14 protein-coding genes and 1 pseudogene are annotated in these 16,141 nt (G+C 58.0%); 5 read left to right on the forward strand and 10 right to left on the reverse strand.

The genetic code is table 11. The features are described from left to right. From B3M58_RS06535 to B3M58_RS06550, 4 genes are all read right to left on the reverse strand, one after another. A partial coding sequence (locus B3M58_RS06535) for a recombinase family protein (RefSeq protein WP_296217767.1) occupies window positions 1-298 on the reverse strand: 298 nt, incomplete at its 3' end. A gap of 155 nt (window positions 299-453) precedes the next feature. Then, window positions 454-741 carry a hypothetical protein gene (locus B3M58_RS06540; protein ID WP_296217768.1) on the reverse strand — a complete coding sequence of 96 codons (288 nt, stop codon included), beginning with the start codon at window positions 739-741 and terminating at the stop codon, window positions 454-456. 819 nt (window positions 742-1,560) lie between these two features. After that, window positions 1,561-2,874, reverse strand: coding sequence for a hypothetical protein (locus B3M58_RS06545; RefSeq protein ID WP_296217769.1), 1,314 nt, complete (start codon window positions 2,872-2,874; stop codon window positions 1,561-1,563). Between the two features lie 335 nt (window positions 2,875-3,209). Further along, complete coding sequence (locus B3M58_RS06550; protein ID WP_296217770.1) at window positions 3,210-3,695, reverse strand: hypothetical protein; 486 nt, start codon at window positions 3,693-3,695, stop codon at window positions 3,210-3,212. A 792-nt stretch (window positions 3,696-4,487) separates the two neighbouring features. Here B3M58_RS06550 and B3M58_RS06555 point away from each other — a divergent pair. Together B3M58_RS06555 and B3M58_RS06560 are read left to right on the forward strand one after the other, a co-directional pair. Beyond that, window positions 4,488-4,832, forward strand: coding sequence for a hypothetical protein (locus tag B3M58_RS06555; protein WP_296217771.1), 345 nt, complete (start codon window positions 4,488-4,490; stop codon window positions 4,830-4,832). Between the two features lie 77 nt (window positions 4,833-4,909). Then, window positions 4,910-5,077, forward strand: a pseudogene (locus B3M58_RS06560) (FKBP-type peptidyl-prolyl cis-trans isomerase); the annotation flags it as partial. A gap of 42 nt (window positions 5,078-5,119) precedes the next feature. On the opposite strand, the gene lpdA reads toward B3M58_RS06560, so the two are convergent. Then, window positions 5,120-6,520: a dihydrolipoyl dehydrogenase gene (lpdA, locus tag B3M58_RS06565; RefSeq protein ID WP_296217772.1), complete on the reverse strand. Its 1,401-nt coding sequence runs from the start codon at window positions 6,518-6,520 to the stop codon at window positions 5,120-5,122. Between the two features lie 18 nt (window positions 6,521-6,538). Next, a complete protein-coding gene (locus B3M58_RS06570) occupies window positions 6,539-7,759 on the reverse strand; it encodes an MFS transporter (protein ID WP_296217773.1) in 1,221 nt (406 codons plus the stop codon). A 131-nt stretch (window positions 7,760-7,890) separates the two neighbouring features. Between B3M58_RS06570 and B3M58_RS06575 the strand changes: the two genes are divergently transcribed. Both B3M58_RS06575 and B3M58_RS06580 read left to right on the forward strand, forming a co-directional pair. Further along, the gene (locus B3M58_RS06575; RefSeq protein WP_296217774.1) at window positions 7,891-8,430 is read left to right on the forward strand and encodes a PaaI family thioesterase; all 540 of its coding nucleotides are present in this window, start codon (window positions 7,891-7,893) and stop codon (window positions 8,428-8,430) included. Window positions 8,431-8,508: 78 nt separating this feature from the next. Then, window positions 8,509-9,072 carry a TetR/AcrR family transcriptional regulator gene (locus B3M58_RS06580; RefSeq protein WP_296217775.1) on the forward strand — a complete coding sequence of 188 codons (564 nt, stop codon included), beginning with the start codon at window positions 8,509-8,511 and terminating at the stop codon, window positions 9,070-9,072. A 135-nt stretch (window positions 9,073-9,207) separates the two neighbouring features. Here B3M58_RS06580 and B3M58_RS06585 read toward each other — a convergent pair whose 3' ends face one another. The 4 genes from B3M58_RS06585 to B3M58_RS06600 form a co-directional block, all read right to left on the reverse strand. After that, window positions 9,208-10,002, reverse strand: a complete 795-nt coding sequence (locus tag B3M58_RS06585; protein ID WP_296217776.1) for an SDR family NAD(P)-dependent oxidoreductase — start codon at window positions 10,000-10,002, stop codon at window positions 9,208-9,210. Window positions 10,003-10,214: 212 nt separating this feature from the next. Further along, complete coding sequence (gene ahpF / locus B3M58_RS06590; protein ID WP_296217777.1) at window positions 10,215-11,771, reverse strand: alkyl hydroperoxide reductase subunit F; 1,557 nt, start codon at window positions 11,769-11,771, stop codon at window positions 10,215-10,217. A 300-nt stretch (window positions 11,772-12,071) separates the two neighbouring features. Then, window positions 12,072-12,635 (reverse strand): alkyl hydroperoxide reductase subunit C, encoded by a 564-nt coding sequence (gene ahpC / locus B3M58_RS06595; RefSeq protein ID WP_296217778.1) that lies wholly within the window; start codon window positions 12,633-12,635, stop codon window positions 12,072-12,074. 292 nt (window positions 12,636-12,927) lie between these two features. Beyond that, window positions 12,928-13,890 carry an NAD(P)H-quinone oxidoreductase gene (locus tag B3M58_RS06600; RefSeq protein ID WP_296217779.1) on the reverse strand — a complete coding sequence of 321 codons (963 nt, stop codon included), beginning with the start codon at window positions 13,888-13,890 and terminating at the stop codon, window positions 12,928-12,930. A 127-nt stretch (window positions 13,891-14,017) separates the two neighbouring features. On the opposite strand from B3M58_RS06600, the gene B3M58_RS06605 reads away from it, so the two are divergent. After that, entirely contained in the window at window positions 14,018-16,099 is a 2,082-nt protein-coding gene (locus B3M58_RS06605) for a carboxy terminal-processing peptidase (RefSeq protein ID WP_296217780.1), read from the forward strand. Window positions 16,100-16,141: the final 42 nt, after the last annotated feature.

A 16,141-nucleotide genomic window follows, 5' to 3' on the forward strand; every position in this document is an offset into this window, starting at 1 on the left:
GAATGGCGTGGAATCCGCAGTCAGCACGCTTGATTAGTCCTGCGATGTGTTCAACATCACGACTGAGACGATCCAGCTTAGCCACTACTACAGGCAAACCGTGGGAGAAGGCTTTGGAGCCTTCGGGGCGCTCCAGGGGATGCACGGAGCCGCTGACATTAATATCGGTGTACTCAGCAATGATGTTCCAGCCTTGGGCCTTGGCTGTCGTAGTGACGTACTCACGCTGAGCTTCCAGACCTAGGCCAGAATCCCCTTGGGCTGATGTGCTCACTCGGTAATAGGCGACTACGTTCATTTGCTGCACCTCGTCTTGTATGAGTGCAGTTTATCAGCAGTGTTTCATTTCTACAACGAACGTTTAAGCTATGTTACACGCGCATTGGTGGCTCGATTGAAACATCGGGAGGCGCAAGCACCTCCCTGCTCTGGAACCTTACGCAAGGTGAAGGCTTAAGCGCTTCGCTGCTCCAGCACCTCCATATAGTTGTAGCCCGCTTGCGTGAGAGCCGGTTCAAGTACGCTGAATTCGCTCCCTTCTGAGCCGTCGACGCCAGTTATAAGCCGCTGCTTGTACAGCGACTCAAGCGCTCGGGACTGAATGCCATCTGGGCCGTCTATCTGCCCTGGGCTGTCGCTGGAGACCTTCTTAAGGAAAGCCAGTTGTTCTGCTTGCAATAAATCTAAGGGCATCAGGGGTATTTCCTTGCTGGGTGGGGTAAGGGTGTGGTTGCCGTACATGCATATCCTAGCATTTTTGGCAAGCATTATTTTACCACACTTGGAAAACTGACCTTTTGCCATAGCCGACAGCTATCGGGGCGTAATACCTCGTAAGTGAGGTATTGGTGCGGCTGGAATGAAAAAGAGCGCGGGAGAATCTGTTTAGTTTGGCAGACAAGCTGCATCCCCTGCGGAAATGCTGGGCACTGCGACACTGGAGTGTCTTGTAAAACAAGAAAACCCTTGGAGGGCTGGCTATTTTTTAACCAATTCTTCAAGGGTTTCTCTCGGGACTATTGAGGCTTGGCATCCTTACGTGGACGGCCAGGGCCTCTCTTCACTACTGGTGCCCAGATTCCACGGATGTGGGCAGCTCCAGCAAAGACTTGATCAACGTATGTTGGTTCGCCTTCGTACCCTACGGGGTCAGCCAGCCTGATTGGCGGGTGGGCCGCATAGTGCGCCATTAGCCATGCATCGTGTGCTTGAAGCACTTCTTCTATTGTCTGTGTACTGCTCATGCTACAGCTCCGTGGTATTGCTGACTTACGTGCACGATTAGTTTGGAAATCATTGCACTGCCAAATTTTGCTTCTCGACACCGCGATGTAACATCAGCAACTAGTTGAGCAAGGGTTTCGTATGTACTGCCATGTGGCAAGGGGAGGCCCTTGGCCTCTGTAGTGGCCTTGCTCACGCTTGTCTTGTGGGTGGCTTCATTCGATGCTTGGGGCCTGACTGCAAGGGCCTGTAGGGCTGTTGTAGCTGCCTGTTGCATGGCGTCAGAGCCGTGGCGTTGCAACAGCAAAAGACGTGTGTAGTCTGCGGTTTGAGTTGTCATATCGTTCTCCGTGAGTATGTTTGATTTTTAGGTTGGGAAGCCAAGAAGCGTGTTAGTACATTTACAGCCGGTTCAACTTCTGGCTGGGTAGACTTAACAGTGAACAAGATGTGTTCAACATCATCTTCTACATCCTGTTCAATATCATCTAGCCAATGTGGTATGCGTTCCGCATGGTGGATAACTGGGGACAGTTGCTTTTTCTCGCTCCTGGTGAAATTACACTGAAGAAGCAAGTTTTCCTCTTCAAGAATCGGGACACTTTCAGGAGCAATAGGCAGCACTAGGCTTTCAGAGGTGGCGGGTGTTGTTGAATACGTATTCAAAACAACTAAGAAGTCTTCGACACGACCACCATGCAACAAATCAAACTGTGCTTGGCGTAGCGGTGCCAGTGGGGCGAGTGCTTCCCTGTATGCAGATTCAGAACCACCAAACTTTGGACGTGACCAATCTAGGGCTAGGATGTCCCCCAAGATTAGCGGCATAACCTCTAACCAAGGTTCGATTATTTGCTGAAGCTCTGGGCGGTGTTGCGACAGTCGCTTTAGTTCAGATAGAAATACTTCATTTGAATTGATGCCGCTGGATGGCAAGTATCCGCTACTCTTCCCGCTGATTTCAGACTTCAACTTTGAAAGTGCGGCGGTGGACATATCATCTAGTACGGCTCGTGCTGGCACACGCGCATCACCACACTGCAATAACCAATCGAGAGAGGCTTGACGCTTGGCGGGTTGCAACTTGAGCTTAACGGCGATTGTTGCTGTAAAGTCTTCCCCAAGGTATTCAATGATCTTGGCAACTACAGAGCTTTTCGAGGCTTCAGCATCTACCCACCACTTTGCAGATAAATCTAATCGGCTTATTTTGTGGCCAGCACCCTGTACGAATGAATTGCTATGCTTGGAATTTAAGTCGCGGTAACTCACGCATAGATTTTCGGCATACATGGTGCCTACATAGAAAGTATTTTTTGTGGGAAAAATGTGGCATAGATTGAACTGGTCGTATTCGCCATATTCATTACTTGCGAGTGAGTATTTATAAAGCTTGTGGAGTTTTTCTAGTTCACTGAGAGTCTTTGGCAGCACCTGCACTGTTCCACTTCTGCGGCAGGAGTCAGCAAGATAAAAGACAAATGCGCTGGTACTAAATCTGTACTTTCGTTGCTTGTCGAGTCTATTGGAGCGAGCACGCTGCCACGCCTTCTTGTGGGCTTCAGAGCAATATTCAGCTTTCTTGCTTTTATACGCGAACGGGGAAAGGCATTGCTTACACAGTTTGGTTTTCTGGGTTAGGTCTTGCATATATCATTCCTTCTGGATCATGAATTGAGTTGTATTTTCTGCGGCACTGGCCACAGCAGAATGCTTGAGGGCGATGTACAACAATCTGCTTGTGGCATTGGCGGCATGTGCAAATTATGGATTTCATTGTTGTGTCCTCTGATAGAGCGGCAGTTACGCCGCTTTTTGCTGGTGCTCGACACGGCAAAATAGCGAGCAAAATGGAACTTGTCCTTTCGTCAGCTCGCCACAGTTTTTACACTCGCTCAAGGTGTCGTCATGCTCTTGGCGGGCATGCCAACTTAGAATTCCTGGGCGAGTGATAAACATGTACTCTTTGTTAGCGTGCTGCCTGCTCATACAAACTCACCAAGTGCTTTTTTGGCTGCAGCAGTAGCAGCTTCTACTAACTTGGTCCGTGCTTCAGCGGCCTTTTTCGCTTCAGCACGTTCGGCCATTGCAACCGACTCTTCTACAAGTAGTTGTAAGTGGGTGTCATAACGGGCTTTCAGTTCTGCTTTGTACGCTGCTGTCACTTGTTCGGTGATCACAGCAATATCCGCATCTTGGATATGTTGCGGTTTGACAAGGTAACATCTATAGAACTGCGTCCCGTTGCGTTGTAGAAACTCAACAGGCAACTTTCCGTGGCGTGTATAACCTTCTGCAAGTTTGGCTGTGTAAGCATCTAGGAACTGGCTCGGGTAATCTGCAAATAGGCTTTCTACAGCCCCGACTACATTCCCGAAAGTGTCCGCGTTCTGGTATCTGTGAACGGCTTGACTAATCAGTAGGTCGAGGTCAGCTTGTACATAGTTGTGCGTTATCTTGTGGGCGCTCATTTAGTTTTCTCCTGTGTGTTTGTTGGTGTTTGTTGTAGTTCGGCTCTCAACTTCTTCCTGTAGCGGCAAAGCGTTTGACGACACGAGGCCGAGCATGTGTATTTGTTGCGGTAGACGAAACTAAATCGAGCGCCGCAAACCGGGCACTCCTTAGCGTGATTAAGCTTCAGTTTGTGCGTGGTGAAATCAAGTAGGTGATCTAGCGATGTATCAGGTGTAGGCATGGCACAGCCTCCTTTAAGTAAGGTGTAATAAGATTTTGGTTTGGTGTTACGTGACTTGGAGTGACGGAACGTCACGGAAGAGCCAGCAGGTAAAAGAAAGGCCCGACAGGGCCTTAATAAAGCAGGAAACCACCACAACCCATTCGCCACAAATTTATTGAATGGTGGTTTCCGTACACGGAGGAATTAGTGATCGTCTTTTGCTGCGGACGATCAAACGCAAAACCACAGTAAGTAGCAATGTCGATAGAAGACCTTACGGAGGTTCAGCCTAGTCGGTGGTTACCAGCCCACGGCCAAGCTAGCAGGCGTTAAGCGCCGGGGTGCAGGACGCACCTTCTGATTCGGTAGAAACCCATCAGCGGGGTTGAAGCTGCGGCCCAAGAGAAAAACCGCCCTACCTGACGAGAGAATAAAGTCTTCTCTAGTCTCTACTATTGTAAGAGATGATCTTGATTTTGTCAAGCAGTGTGACACATAAATCTATCACTTGAATGAAATAGATTTTGCCTCGCTGATGTGTAAGATGTACGATCATCGCTCAACCAAATCTTACGAGGTGTGCAGCATGGCTAGTCGCGAATGGTCGTTGGAAGAGATGGAGCATGTGCTAGATCAGTACAAGGTTTATGGCAAAGAGAACATTGCCGGCTTCCTCAATGAGTACAAAAAAGCATGGCCGGAACTCAAGCAACCAGCACGGGCAACCTTCGTAAGTTGGCTGGGGAAGTCTGGAACCAGCAACGCCCCAGCTGAAAAGCAGCAATCGATTTCACAGGTTTTGGCAGAGGCCAAGGGCAAGCTGAATGCTCGCAAGGCTCAGTTGGAAAAGGAGGTTGCTGGTCTGCAACAGAAGATCGATGCGGTTAAGGCTGAGATGGAAAACATCGATCAGGCACTAACCAAACTCTGACCTGTGCGTTGATGACCTAAGGCCCGCCAATGAGCGGGCTTTTTCATTGGGGGCCTACATATTGTTGTCACAAACAAAAAAGCTGGGATCAAGGCCTGATGGGCATGAAAGTCGGCGGCAAGCGCAAGCTCTTCGTACCCGCCCACCTCGCCTACGGCGACAGGCAGATCGGCGAGCACATCAAAGCAAACTCGAACCTGCTCTTCGAGATCGAGTTGCTCGAAGTGCTGACCCGAGACGACTGAAGCGCCCTCATCGATCCCACGCCCGGATAGACCGCCAACGCCTTACGCCTGCATCGCCCAGCCATGCACATTCATCGCCGCCTGACGCAGGGCTTCGGAACGCGTTGGGTGCGGGTGGCAGATCAGCGCGATGTCTTCGGCCGAAGCGCTGAACTCCAGAGCCACGCAGTATTCGCCGATCAGTTCGCCGGCGCTGGGGCCAATGATGTGCACGCCGAGTATCTGGTCGCTGCGCTCATCGGCCAGCACTTTGACGAAGCCTTCGGCCTCGTGGTTGATCTTCGCCCGGCTGTTGGCAGTGAAGGGAAACTTGCCCACTTTATAGGCGCGGCCCTCGGCTTTTAGCTGCTCTTCGGTTTTGCCGACGCTCGCCACTTCCGGCTTGGTGTAGATGACGCTGGGAATCGCCCCGTAGTTGACCTCGGCGGCATGCCCGGCGATGCGTTCGATGCAGGCGATGGCTTCGTCTTCGGCCTTGTGCGCGAGCATCGGCCCGGAGGTCACGTCACCGATAATCCAGATGCCCGGTACGCCGCTGCGGTGCTGCTGGTTTTCCAGCATGCCGCGCTGGTCCGCGGTGATGCCGACGGTTTCCAGGCCGAGGCCTGCGGTATAGGCGCGGCGGCCGATGGCAACCAGCACGTAATCGGCCTGCAATTGCTCGGCCGCGCCGCCGGCGGCGGGCTGCAGGCTAAGCGTAACGCCCTTGGCGTCGGCGCTGGCCGCAGTGACCTTGGTCGCCAGCTTGAAGCGCATGCCCTGCTTGGCCAGGGTGCGTTGCAGGGTCTTGGCGGTTTCGTCGTCGAGGCCCGGGCAGATGCGATCCAGGTACTCCACCACCGTCACTTGGCTGCCGAGGCGGCGCCACACCGAGCCCAACTCCAGACCGATCACTCCGGCGCCGATCACCACCAGATGCTTGGGCACCTCAGGCAAGGACAGCGCGCCGGTGGAGTCGAGAATGCGCTGGTTGTCGATGCTCACCCCAAGCAGCGGCGTCGGCTCGGAGCCGCTGGCGATGACGATGTCCTTGGCCTGCAACTGCGTCTGGCTGCCGTCGGCATGACTCACGCTGACCTTGCCCACGCCATTCAGACGGCCCCAGCCCTTGATCCATTCGACTTTATTCTTGCGAAACAAAAACTCGATGCCCTTGGTCAGGGCCGTAACGCTCTCATCCTTCTGCTTCATCATCTGCGCCAGGTTGAGCGTCGGCGTGACCTCGATACCGAGGTTGTTGAGCTCACCGCTGGTCGCCGCCTGATACAGCTCCGAGGCATGCAGCAGCGCCTTCGAAGGCATGCAGCCGACATTCAGGCAGGTGCCGCCGAGGGTTTCCCGGCCCTCGATGCAGGCCACTTTCAAGCCCAGTTGACCGGCACGGATGGCGGCGTTGTAGCCGCCAGGGCCACCACCGATGATTACAACGTCATAGCTGCTCATGGCAACGCTCCAGTGCTTTCAAGAAGGAAGTTTCTGCGGGGCCAGCGCCGCCAGTACGGGGCGCGGACGCAGCAGGTAGAAGGCGCTGAACGCGGCAGCGGCGAACAGGCCATGCAGAATGACCATAGGCCACGCCGTGCCATCTTGCAGAAGGCTGAGCAACACACCGCTACAGGTCGCTCCGGCCATCTGCGCAAAGCCCATAAACCCTGCCGCCAGGCCGGCACGCTGGGCATTGGGCATCACCGCGCCAGCTACGGCGGCCGGCAGCAGCATGCCGCCGCCCAGGGTCACCAGCACTTGCGGCAGCGACAAGCCGAGCACGGAGAGGCCGAACGCCAAGTAAATCGCCACAGTGGCGAGCGCGCCGGTAAAAACCAGGGCCACACCGATGCCGACGATCCGCTGCGGTCCCAGGCGCATGATCGTGCGCTGGGTGAACACAGCACCGGCGATCAGCCCGGAAACGATGGCGCCGAAGGTTATGCCGTACTCGGCGGAACTCAGCTTGAGCAGGCCGATATAGGTGGCCGACGAACCGGCGATCACCGCGAACATCGCGCCATAGGTGCCGGCCAGGGTCAGGGCGAACATCTTGAATGGCCGTGCGCGCAGCAGATCGGCGTAGTTGCCGACCAGGCTGCGCAGTTTGCCGGCCTGCGGGTCGAGGCTGCGATTGCTCTCGCGGTACAACGCCAGCACCGCGAGCACGGCAGCGCTGCCAACCAGCAAGGCCAGCAGGATCGGTGCCTGCCAGCCGAAAAAGACAGTCAGCAGGCCGCCGATCATCGGCGACACGACAATCGCACAGAGCATGCCGATCACCGTCAGGGCCAGGGCCGGTGCCGCCTGGGCCTGCCACACGTCACGCACGATGGCGCGCGCCAGCACCAGCGCCGCGCAGGCACCGAGGCCCTGCAACACCCGCGCGCCGATGAACTCGCTCATGCTGCTGGCCGTGAGCATCCATAACGTGGCCAGCAGGTAGACCAGCAGGCCGGCAATCAGCACCGGGCGCCGGCCGATGCGGTCGGACAGCGGCCCGAGCAGCAACTGCCCGCCGCCAAACGCCGCAACGAAGGCAGACAACGCCAGCACGCTAGTGCCCGACTGCGCGCCCATCACCCGTTCGATGGCGCCCAGGCTGGGGATGATCAACTGGGTCGAGATCTCCCCCAGCGCCGTGAGGGCGACGAGGATCAGCAGCAGGGCCCGCGAGGGCAATGGATAGCGATGCATGATGCGCCTCCTCCAGGTTCAGGCCGACGAGGACGTTGTCCACGTATTTATATTTCAACCATAATATAAGTGATCAAATGATGTCTATAATTCAAATGACTGGTCCATCACTCGCACCCAGGAGGCACCCCATGCACAGCCCATCACGCGACGAAAAACTGGCCACCTGGCTGGCTGCGGAACAAGCCATGCGCGCCAAGCTGGCCGCCCCCGGCACCATGAGCCTGGCCCAGGTCAGCGAACTGCAACCGCAGGCGTTCTTCGACGGCATCGGCAATGGCGAGCTGCCCAGCCCGCCCTTCGGCCATTTGCTCGACTTTATCCCGCTGGAATGGGAAGCCGGTCGCTTCGTGTTCCAGGGCACCCCCGATGCGCGCCACTACAACCCGCTGGGCAGCATCCATGGCGGCTACGCGGCGACTCTGCTCGACTCGTGCATGGGCTGCGCCATCCACACCCAACTCCAGCGTGGCCAGGGCTACACCACCACCGACCTGCGCATCAGCTATGTGCGGGCGCTGAGCAGCACGGTCGGGCCGATCCGCGCCGAAGGCCGCATCGTGCATGTCGGCCGCAGCACTGCGCTGGCCGAGGGACGCATCTACGACATCGACGACCGCCTGTATGCCGTCGGCTCGACCACCTGCCTGATTCTCAGCATGCACGACTGAACTCTGCCGCCGCCAGGGATGGTTCCATCCGTGTAAGATGACGAACGGCATCTAAAACCCCACGGGAATTGAAGCGCCATGCGTTATTCGGAAGACCACAAAGCCCAGACCCACCAGCGCATCATTGAGGAAGCGTCGCGCCTGTTCCGCCGCGACGGGGTGGGTGCCACCGGCCTGCAACCCTTGATGAAAACCCTGGGTCTGACCCATGGCGGTTTCTACGCACACTTCAAATCCAAGGGCGAACTGGTGGAAACCGCGCTGCGCCATAGCGCCCAGCAACTGGATGCAGCCACCGCCGAGATCGCCGCTGGCGAAGCGCCGTTGGCCGAACTGATCCGCCGCTACCTGTCTTCGGCGCACCGCGCCAGCCCGGAGGAAGGCTGCCCGTTGCCAACCATCTGCGCCGAACTGGGTCAGCGCGGCGAAGCCAGTCCGATCACCGACGAGGTGATCAATAACCGCCTGGCCATGCTCGAAGCCGGCCTGCCCGGCCCGGATGCCGCCGAACAGAGCGTGCTGGTGCTCAGCGCCATGGTCGGCGCCCTGCTGCTCTCGCGGAGTGTCAGCGACCCCGACCTGGCCGACCGCCTGCTGCAAACCACCCGGCGCCTGCTGATCGAGCAAACCAGCGCAGACTGATCTGCGTCACACGATCATCGTCCCACCAGCGCCTTGTGAGAGGGGGCTTTAGCCGCGAGCGTTGTCGCGGCCAAGGTAACCCCACAAAAAACGCCCTGGGCGTTTCCGACCAGGGCGTTCTGCCAACACATTCGCTTATTTGTAACGCGCCGCCGCACGGCTGTGCGACAGGTTCGGCCCGAGCTTGCCGCGAGCGTCGACGAGCGCCTGCCAGTCGGCCGCCTCAGGCAGCGAGGGGATAGTGACCAGTTCGCCCTGATCGAAACCCGCCAGCGCGGCGTCGACCATTTCGCCGACCTCCATGATCATGCTCGGCGGCAACGCCGACTCGTCCATGCCGCTGCGCTCCCAGATCTCGGTGCGGGTGATGCCCGGCAGTACCGCTTGCACCTGCACGCCAAGGGCGCCGACTTCGCCTTGCACGGTCTGGCTCAGGCTCAGCACATAGGCTTTGCTGGCGCTGTACACGGCGTTGAACATCTCCGGCGCCAGGGCCACCACCGAGGCGATGTTGATGATCGCGCCACGCCCCGCCGTCGCGAAATTGGCAGCGGCAGCAGCAGACAGGTGGCTCAGCGAAACGATGTTGAGCAGGATCAGGCGATCGACGGTATCCAGATCCGCCTCGGCCAGCTTGCCGTTCATCGCCATGCCGGCATTGTTGACCAGCAGACTGATCGCCCGGTCGCTGCGCAGGCGCTGTTCGACGGCGTGCAGATCGGCCTTGTCGGTCAGGTCGGCCTTCAGCGTCTCGACCTTCACTGCATACTCCCGAGTCAGGCGTGCAGCCAGGGCGTCGAGACGGGCCAGATCGCGCGCCACCAGCAGCAGGTCATAACCGCGACGGGCCAGGCGCTCGGCGTAGGTGGCACCGATGCCGGATGAAGCGCCAGTGATCAGCGCGGTGCCTTTAATGTTTTGCGTGCTCATGCGGTGTCTCCTGGGATGTACGGTGGGTTGAACGTGTCTGTTGGTATAGTGCGCCAAATCATATTACACACATAATATAAATATTATATGTCGACCATAATAAAAATCAGCAACACCTCATAACGAACCACTCGGGCAAAAAACCAGGCAATAAAAAAGCGGACAACCCGGGAAGGTTGTCCGCTTGGCTCACGCGCAGAGCGCTTAGTGCATCAGTTGCTGCGGATCAGATGATCGAAGGCGCTCAACGAAGCCTTGGCGCCCTCGCCCACGGCGATGACGATCTGCTTGTAAGGCACCGTGGTCACGTCGCCAGCGGCAAAGATGCCGGGGACATTGGTGCCGCCTTTGGCATCGACGATGATTTCGCCACGCGGCGACAGCTCGATGGTGCCTTTCAGCCAGTCGCTGTTCGGCAGCAAACCGATCTGCACGAAGATGCCTTCCAGCTCAACGGTGTGCAGTTCGTCGCTGTTGCGGTCCTTGTACACCAGGCCATTGACCTTCTGCCCATCGCCTTTGACTTCGGTGGTCAGGGCGCTGGTGATCACCTTGACGTTCGCCAGACTGTGCAGCTTTTTCTGCAGCACGGCGTCGGCACGCAACTGGCTGTCGAACTCGATCAGGGTGACATGGGCGACGATACCAGCCAGGTCGATGGCCGCTTCCACGCCGGAGTTGCCGCCGCCGATCACCGCCACGCGCTTGCCCTTGAACAGCGGACCGTCGCAGTGCGGGCAGTAGGCCACACCTTTGCCGCGATATTGCTGCTCGCCCGGCACATTCATCTCTCTCCAGCGGGCGCCGGTGGCAAGAATCAGCGTTTTAGCTTTCAGCGAAGCACCGCTGTCGAATTTGACCTCATGCAGACCGCCCGCTTCCTTGGCCGGAATAATCGCGCTGGCGCGTTGCAGGTTCATGATGTCGACATCGTATTGCTTAACGTGCTCTTCCAGGGCGCGCGCCAGCTTCGGTCCTTCGGTCTCCTGCACGGAGATGAAGTTCTCGATGGCCATGGTGTCGAGCACCTGACCGCCGAAGCGTTCGGCAGCGACACCAGTGCGAATGCCTTTGCGCGCGGCATAGATAGCCGCTGCCGCGCCGGCTGGGCCACCACCGACCACCAGTACGTCGAACGCTTCTTTGCCATTGAGCTTTTCGGCATCACGGCTGGCGGCGCCGGTGTCGATCTTGGCGAGGATTTCCTTCACTTCCATACGCCCCGAGGCGAACACTTCACCGTTCAGGTAGATGCTCGGCACGGCCATGATCTGGCGGCGCTCGACTTCTTCCTGGAACAGCGCGCCGTCGATCGACACGTTGCGGATATTGGGGTTGAGCACGGCCATCAGGTTCAGCGCCTGGACCACGTCCGGGCAGTTCTGGCAGGACAGCGAGAAGTACGTCTCGAACTCGAAGGTGCCTTCAATGGCCTTGATCTGCTCGATGGTCTCCACGTCAAGCTTGGACGGGTGGCCACCGACTTGCAGCAGGGCCAGCACCAGCGAGGTGAACTCATGGCCCATGGGGATGCCGGCGAAGGTCAGGCCGATATCCGCGCCTGGACGAACCAGGGAGAAAGACGGACGGCGGGCGTCGTTGCCGTCGGTCTTCAGAGTGATCTTGTCGGTCAAGCCGACGATGTCTTGCAGCAGTCCGAGCAGTTCCTTGGATTTTTCGCCGTCATCGAGGGAAGCGACGATCTCGAACGGCTGGGTGACCTTCTCGAGGTAAGCCTTCAACTGGGTTTTAAGCGTGGCATCCAACATGACGGGGTTCCTTTAACGAATTTCGGACAAACAAACGCCCGGACGGATCGCGCCCGGGCGTTCGGGCGCGCTTACAAGATCGGGTATGACCTGTCAGCGCGTAAAACGGAGCGGGAAACGTAGCGAGCGTTGCTGAGGCAAGGCGCAACGACCAGCGGGAGTAACAGCCAAAGGCTGGCCCGAAGGGCGAGTGCCAGCGAGTAAATCAGGCGAGGGCGCGGAGTTTACGAGCTGTAAATGAGCAGCCCGAGCCTGATTTCAACGCCGCATCAGCGACGCGCAGTGGTTTCCAGACCGTTTTTAGATCTTGCCAACCAGGTCCAGCGAAGGAGCCAGAGTGGCTTCGCCTTCTTTCCACTTGGCCGGGCAAACCTGACCTGGGTTAGCAGCGGTGTACTGAGCCGCTTTCAGCTTGCGCAGAGTCTCGGAGACGTCGCGAGCGATTTCGTTGGAGTGGATTTCCAGGGTCTTGATCACGCCTTCCGGGTTGATCACGAAGGTGCCACGCAGAGCCAGACCTTCTTCAGCGATGTGCACGCCGAAAGCGTTGGTCAGCTGGTGGGTCGGATCACCGATCAGCGGGAACTGAGCCTTGCCAACGGCCGGCGAAGTTTCGTGCCAGACCTTGTGCGAGAAGTGGGTGTCGGTGGTGACGATGTAGACCTCGGCACCGGCCTTCTGGAACTCGCCGTAGTTGTTGGCGGCGTCTTCGATTTCGGTCGGGCAGTTGAAGGTGAAGGCAGCCGGCATGAAGATCAGCACCGACCATTTGCCCTTCAGGGACTGCTCGGTAACCTGGATGAACTCGCCGTTGTGGAATGCATTGGCGGTGAACGGTTGAACGTGAGTGTTGATGAGGGACATCTCTGATTCCTTTGAGGGTTAACTGAGGGTTAGGAAATTTACAGGACGCATCTTAGACCGAGACGATCTAAAGTCCTTATTGATTGAAACCATGGGTTTGATATGCAGACTCAATCGAGCCCGACGAAAAGCTTTATAAAACAAACAGCTAGATGATAGAAAAAATATTCTCCATGCCCGCATATTCCAGCGTAAAAGCGGGCCATACCCGCGATACTCTGCGTTGAAAATATCGCGGGCACGGGCTAGGCGCCCCGCCGCTCCTATGAATAGTGCATAACGCGTCTACCGATCAGCTCAAGCTCTCGTCGATCACCAGCACCAGCTTGCCATTGACCTGATTGCTCGCCAGTGCGGCGAAGGCCGCTTGCGCATCCTTGATCGGGAAGCTGCGCTCCAGCTGCGGCTTGAGACGGCCCTCGGCAAACAGCGGCCAGACCTGTTGCTGCATGTCGCGCAGCAGATCGGCCTTGAACTGCTCATCGCGGCTACGCAGGGTCGAGCCGATCAGTTGAATGCGCTTGCCCAACAGCAGCGCCAGATCCAACTCGGCTTTGCGCCCGCCCATCAGACCGATATTCACCCAGCGGCCATCGCGCGCCAAAAGCTCGAGATTGAGCGCGGCATAATTGCCACCAACCGGGTCGAGAATCACATCGAAGGGTGCAAAATCGCGCAGGGCTTGCAGATCATCATCGCGCAGCACGCCGCCCTGAGCACCCAAGGCCTCACAATAGGCCAGGCGCTCGGCCGAACCGACACTGACCCAGCAGGGATTGCCAAAAGCCTTGCACAACTGAATTGCCGCCGAGCCTACACCGCTGGCGCCGGCATGCAGCAGCACCTTCTCCCCCGGTTTCAACCCAGCCAACTGGAACAGGTTGAGCCATGCCGTGGCATACACCTCCGGCAGCGCAGCCGCCTCGTGCAACGACACGCCGTCCGGCACCGGCAAGGCATGCCGGGCATCGATCACCACCTCTTCGGCCATCCCGCCGCCGGCCAGCAAGGCGCAGACCCGGTCACCGACTTTCCAGTCGCAACCCGCGCCGACCTCACTGACCACCCCGGCGCATTCCAGGCCAAGAATCTCGCTAACGCCAGGCGGTGGCGGGTAGAGACCGGCACACTGCAACAGGTCGGCGCGATTCAGTCCTGCGGCCGCTACACGGATGCGAATTTCCCCTACATCACAGGCCGGGATGGGCTGCTCTGCCCATTCCACGCGCCCTTCAACGCCTTGCAATGCCTTCACGCTGCCTCCATAGTGCATTTGAACCGAGCCCGGCGCTAACCGCCGGGCTTTGCATTGCGCCGATGGAACCTGGCGCCCTTAAAGACGGCCTAATATGCGTTATCAACTGCCCCTACGTCGAATCAGCATGAAGCGTTCACTGCTTAGCGCCACCCTCGCCTTTGCCCTCGGTTTAAGTGCGCTGCCACTGGCCGCGAAGACCACCAACGCCGATCCCTGGGAATACTTGCAGCCGGATCGCGAGCAGGTGATCGCCAGCCTCAACGTCGTGGAATTGCTGAAACGCCACCACTACAACAAGCCGCCGCTCAACGATGAGCGCTCGGTAAAGATTTACCAGGGCTACCTGAAACTGCTCGACCCGGCGCGCAGCTACTTCACCGCCGGTGATATCGCGGAATTCGACCAATGGCGCACCCGGTTCGACGACCTGTTGAAGAACGGCGATCTGGAGCCGGGCTTTGCCATCTATAAACGTCACCTGGAACGCCTGCAAGGCCGCTTGCAGTTCGCCCTGAACATGCTCGACAACGGCGTCGGCAACATCGATTTCAGCGTCGACGAAAGCCTGTTGATCGACCGTGAAAATGCACCGTGGGCCAAAGATCTCGGCGAACTCGACGAACTCTGGCGCAAGCGGGTGAAAGACGAAGTGCTGCGCCTGAAAATCGCCGGCAAAGAGCCAAAGGCGATTGAGGAACTGCTGACCAAGCGCTACAAGAGCCAACTGGCACGTCTGCAGCAAACCCGCGGCGAGGACATCTTCCAGGCCTACATCAACGCCTTTGCCATGTCCTATGACCCGCACACCACCTACCTCTCGCCGGATAACGCGGAGAACTTCGACATCAATATGAGCCTGTCGCTGGAAGGTATCGGCGCGGTGCTGCAAAGCGACAACGAACACGTCAAGGTGGTGCGCCTGGTGCCGGCCGGCCCAGCCGAGAAGAGCAAGCAAATCGCCCCGGCGGACAAGATCGTCGGCGTCGCCCAAGGCGACGGCGAGATGGTCGACGTGATCGGCTGGCGCCTGGACGAAGTGGTCAAGCTGATCCGCGGCCCGAAAGGCTCGTTGGTGCGCCTGGAAGTGATTCCGGCAAACAATGCGCCGAACGATCAAACCAGCAAGGTCGTCAGCATCATCCGCGAAGCGGTGAAGCTGGAAGAGCAGGCCGCGAAGAAATCGGTACTGAAACTCAACCACGAAGGCCGCGACTATAAACTCGGCGTTATTGAAATCCCGGCCTTCTACCTGGATTTCAAAGCCTTCCGTGCCGGCGATCCGGACTACAAGAGCACTACCCGCGACGTCAAACGCCTGCTCACCGAACTGGAGCAGGAAAAAGTCGACGGCGTGGTCATCGACCTGCGCAACAACGGTGGCGGCTCGTTGCAGGAAGCCACCGAGCTGACCGGTCTGTTCATCGACCAGGGCCCGACCGTGCTGGTGCGTAACAGCGATGGCCGGGTCGATGTACTGGCGGACGAAAATACCGGCATCTACTACAAAGGCCCGATGGCCGTGCTGGTCAACCGTCTATCCGCCTCGGCTTCGGAGATTTTCGCCGGCGCCATGCAGGACTACCACCGCGCACTGATCCTCGGCGGCCAGACCTTCGGCAAAGGCACCGTGCAGACCATTCAACCGCTCAACCACGGTGAATTGAAGCTGACCCTGGCCAAGTTCTACCGGGTTTCCGGGCAAAGCACCCAGCACCAAGGGGTGATTCCGGACATCCAGTACCCCGACGTGATGGACACCAAGGAAATCGGCGAAAGCGCCCTGCCCGAGGCCCTGCCATGGGACAGTATCCGTCCGGCGATCACACCTGAGCTGGACCCGATCAAGCCGTTCCTGAGCGAGCTGCAAAACCGCTACGACAGCCGTACGGCGAAAAACCCGGACTTCACCTTCGCCCGTGAACGCCTGGCCTTGGCGCAAAAGCTGATGGACGAGACCACCGTCAGCCTCAATGAAGCCAAACGCCGCGCGCAACATGCCGACATCGATGCCCAACAATTGGCCATCGAGAACAGCCGGCGCAAGGCCAAGGGTGAAGCGCTGCTGAGCGAGCTGAAAAAGGAAGATGAAGACGCGCTGCCGGTTGAGGACGAAAAAACCAAACCCGAAGACGATGCCTTCCTCTCGGAGACCGGGCACATCCTGCTCGACTTCCTCGGCCTGAACGCAACGCTGGCGAAACAGTAATCGCGCAGCTGTCATCAAAGGGTCACTAATCTGTCGTGAAAT

The organism is Pseudomonas sp. UBA2684 (assembly GCA_002354655.1).
In the GTDB taxonomy this organism is placed as follows: domain Bacteria; phylum Pseudomonadota; class Gammaproteobacteria; order Pseudomonadales; family Pseudomonadaceae; genus Aquipseudomonas.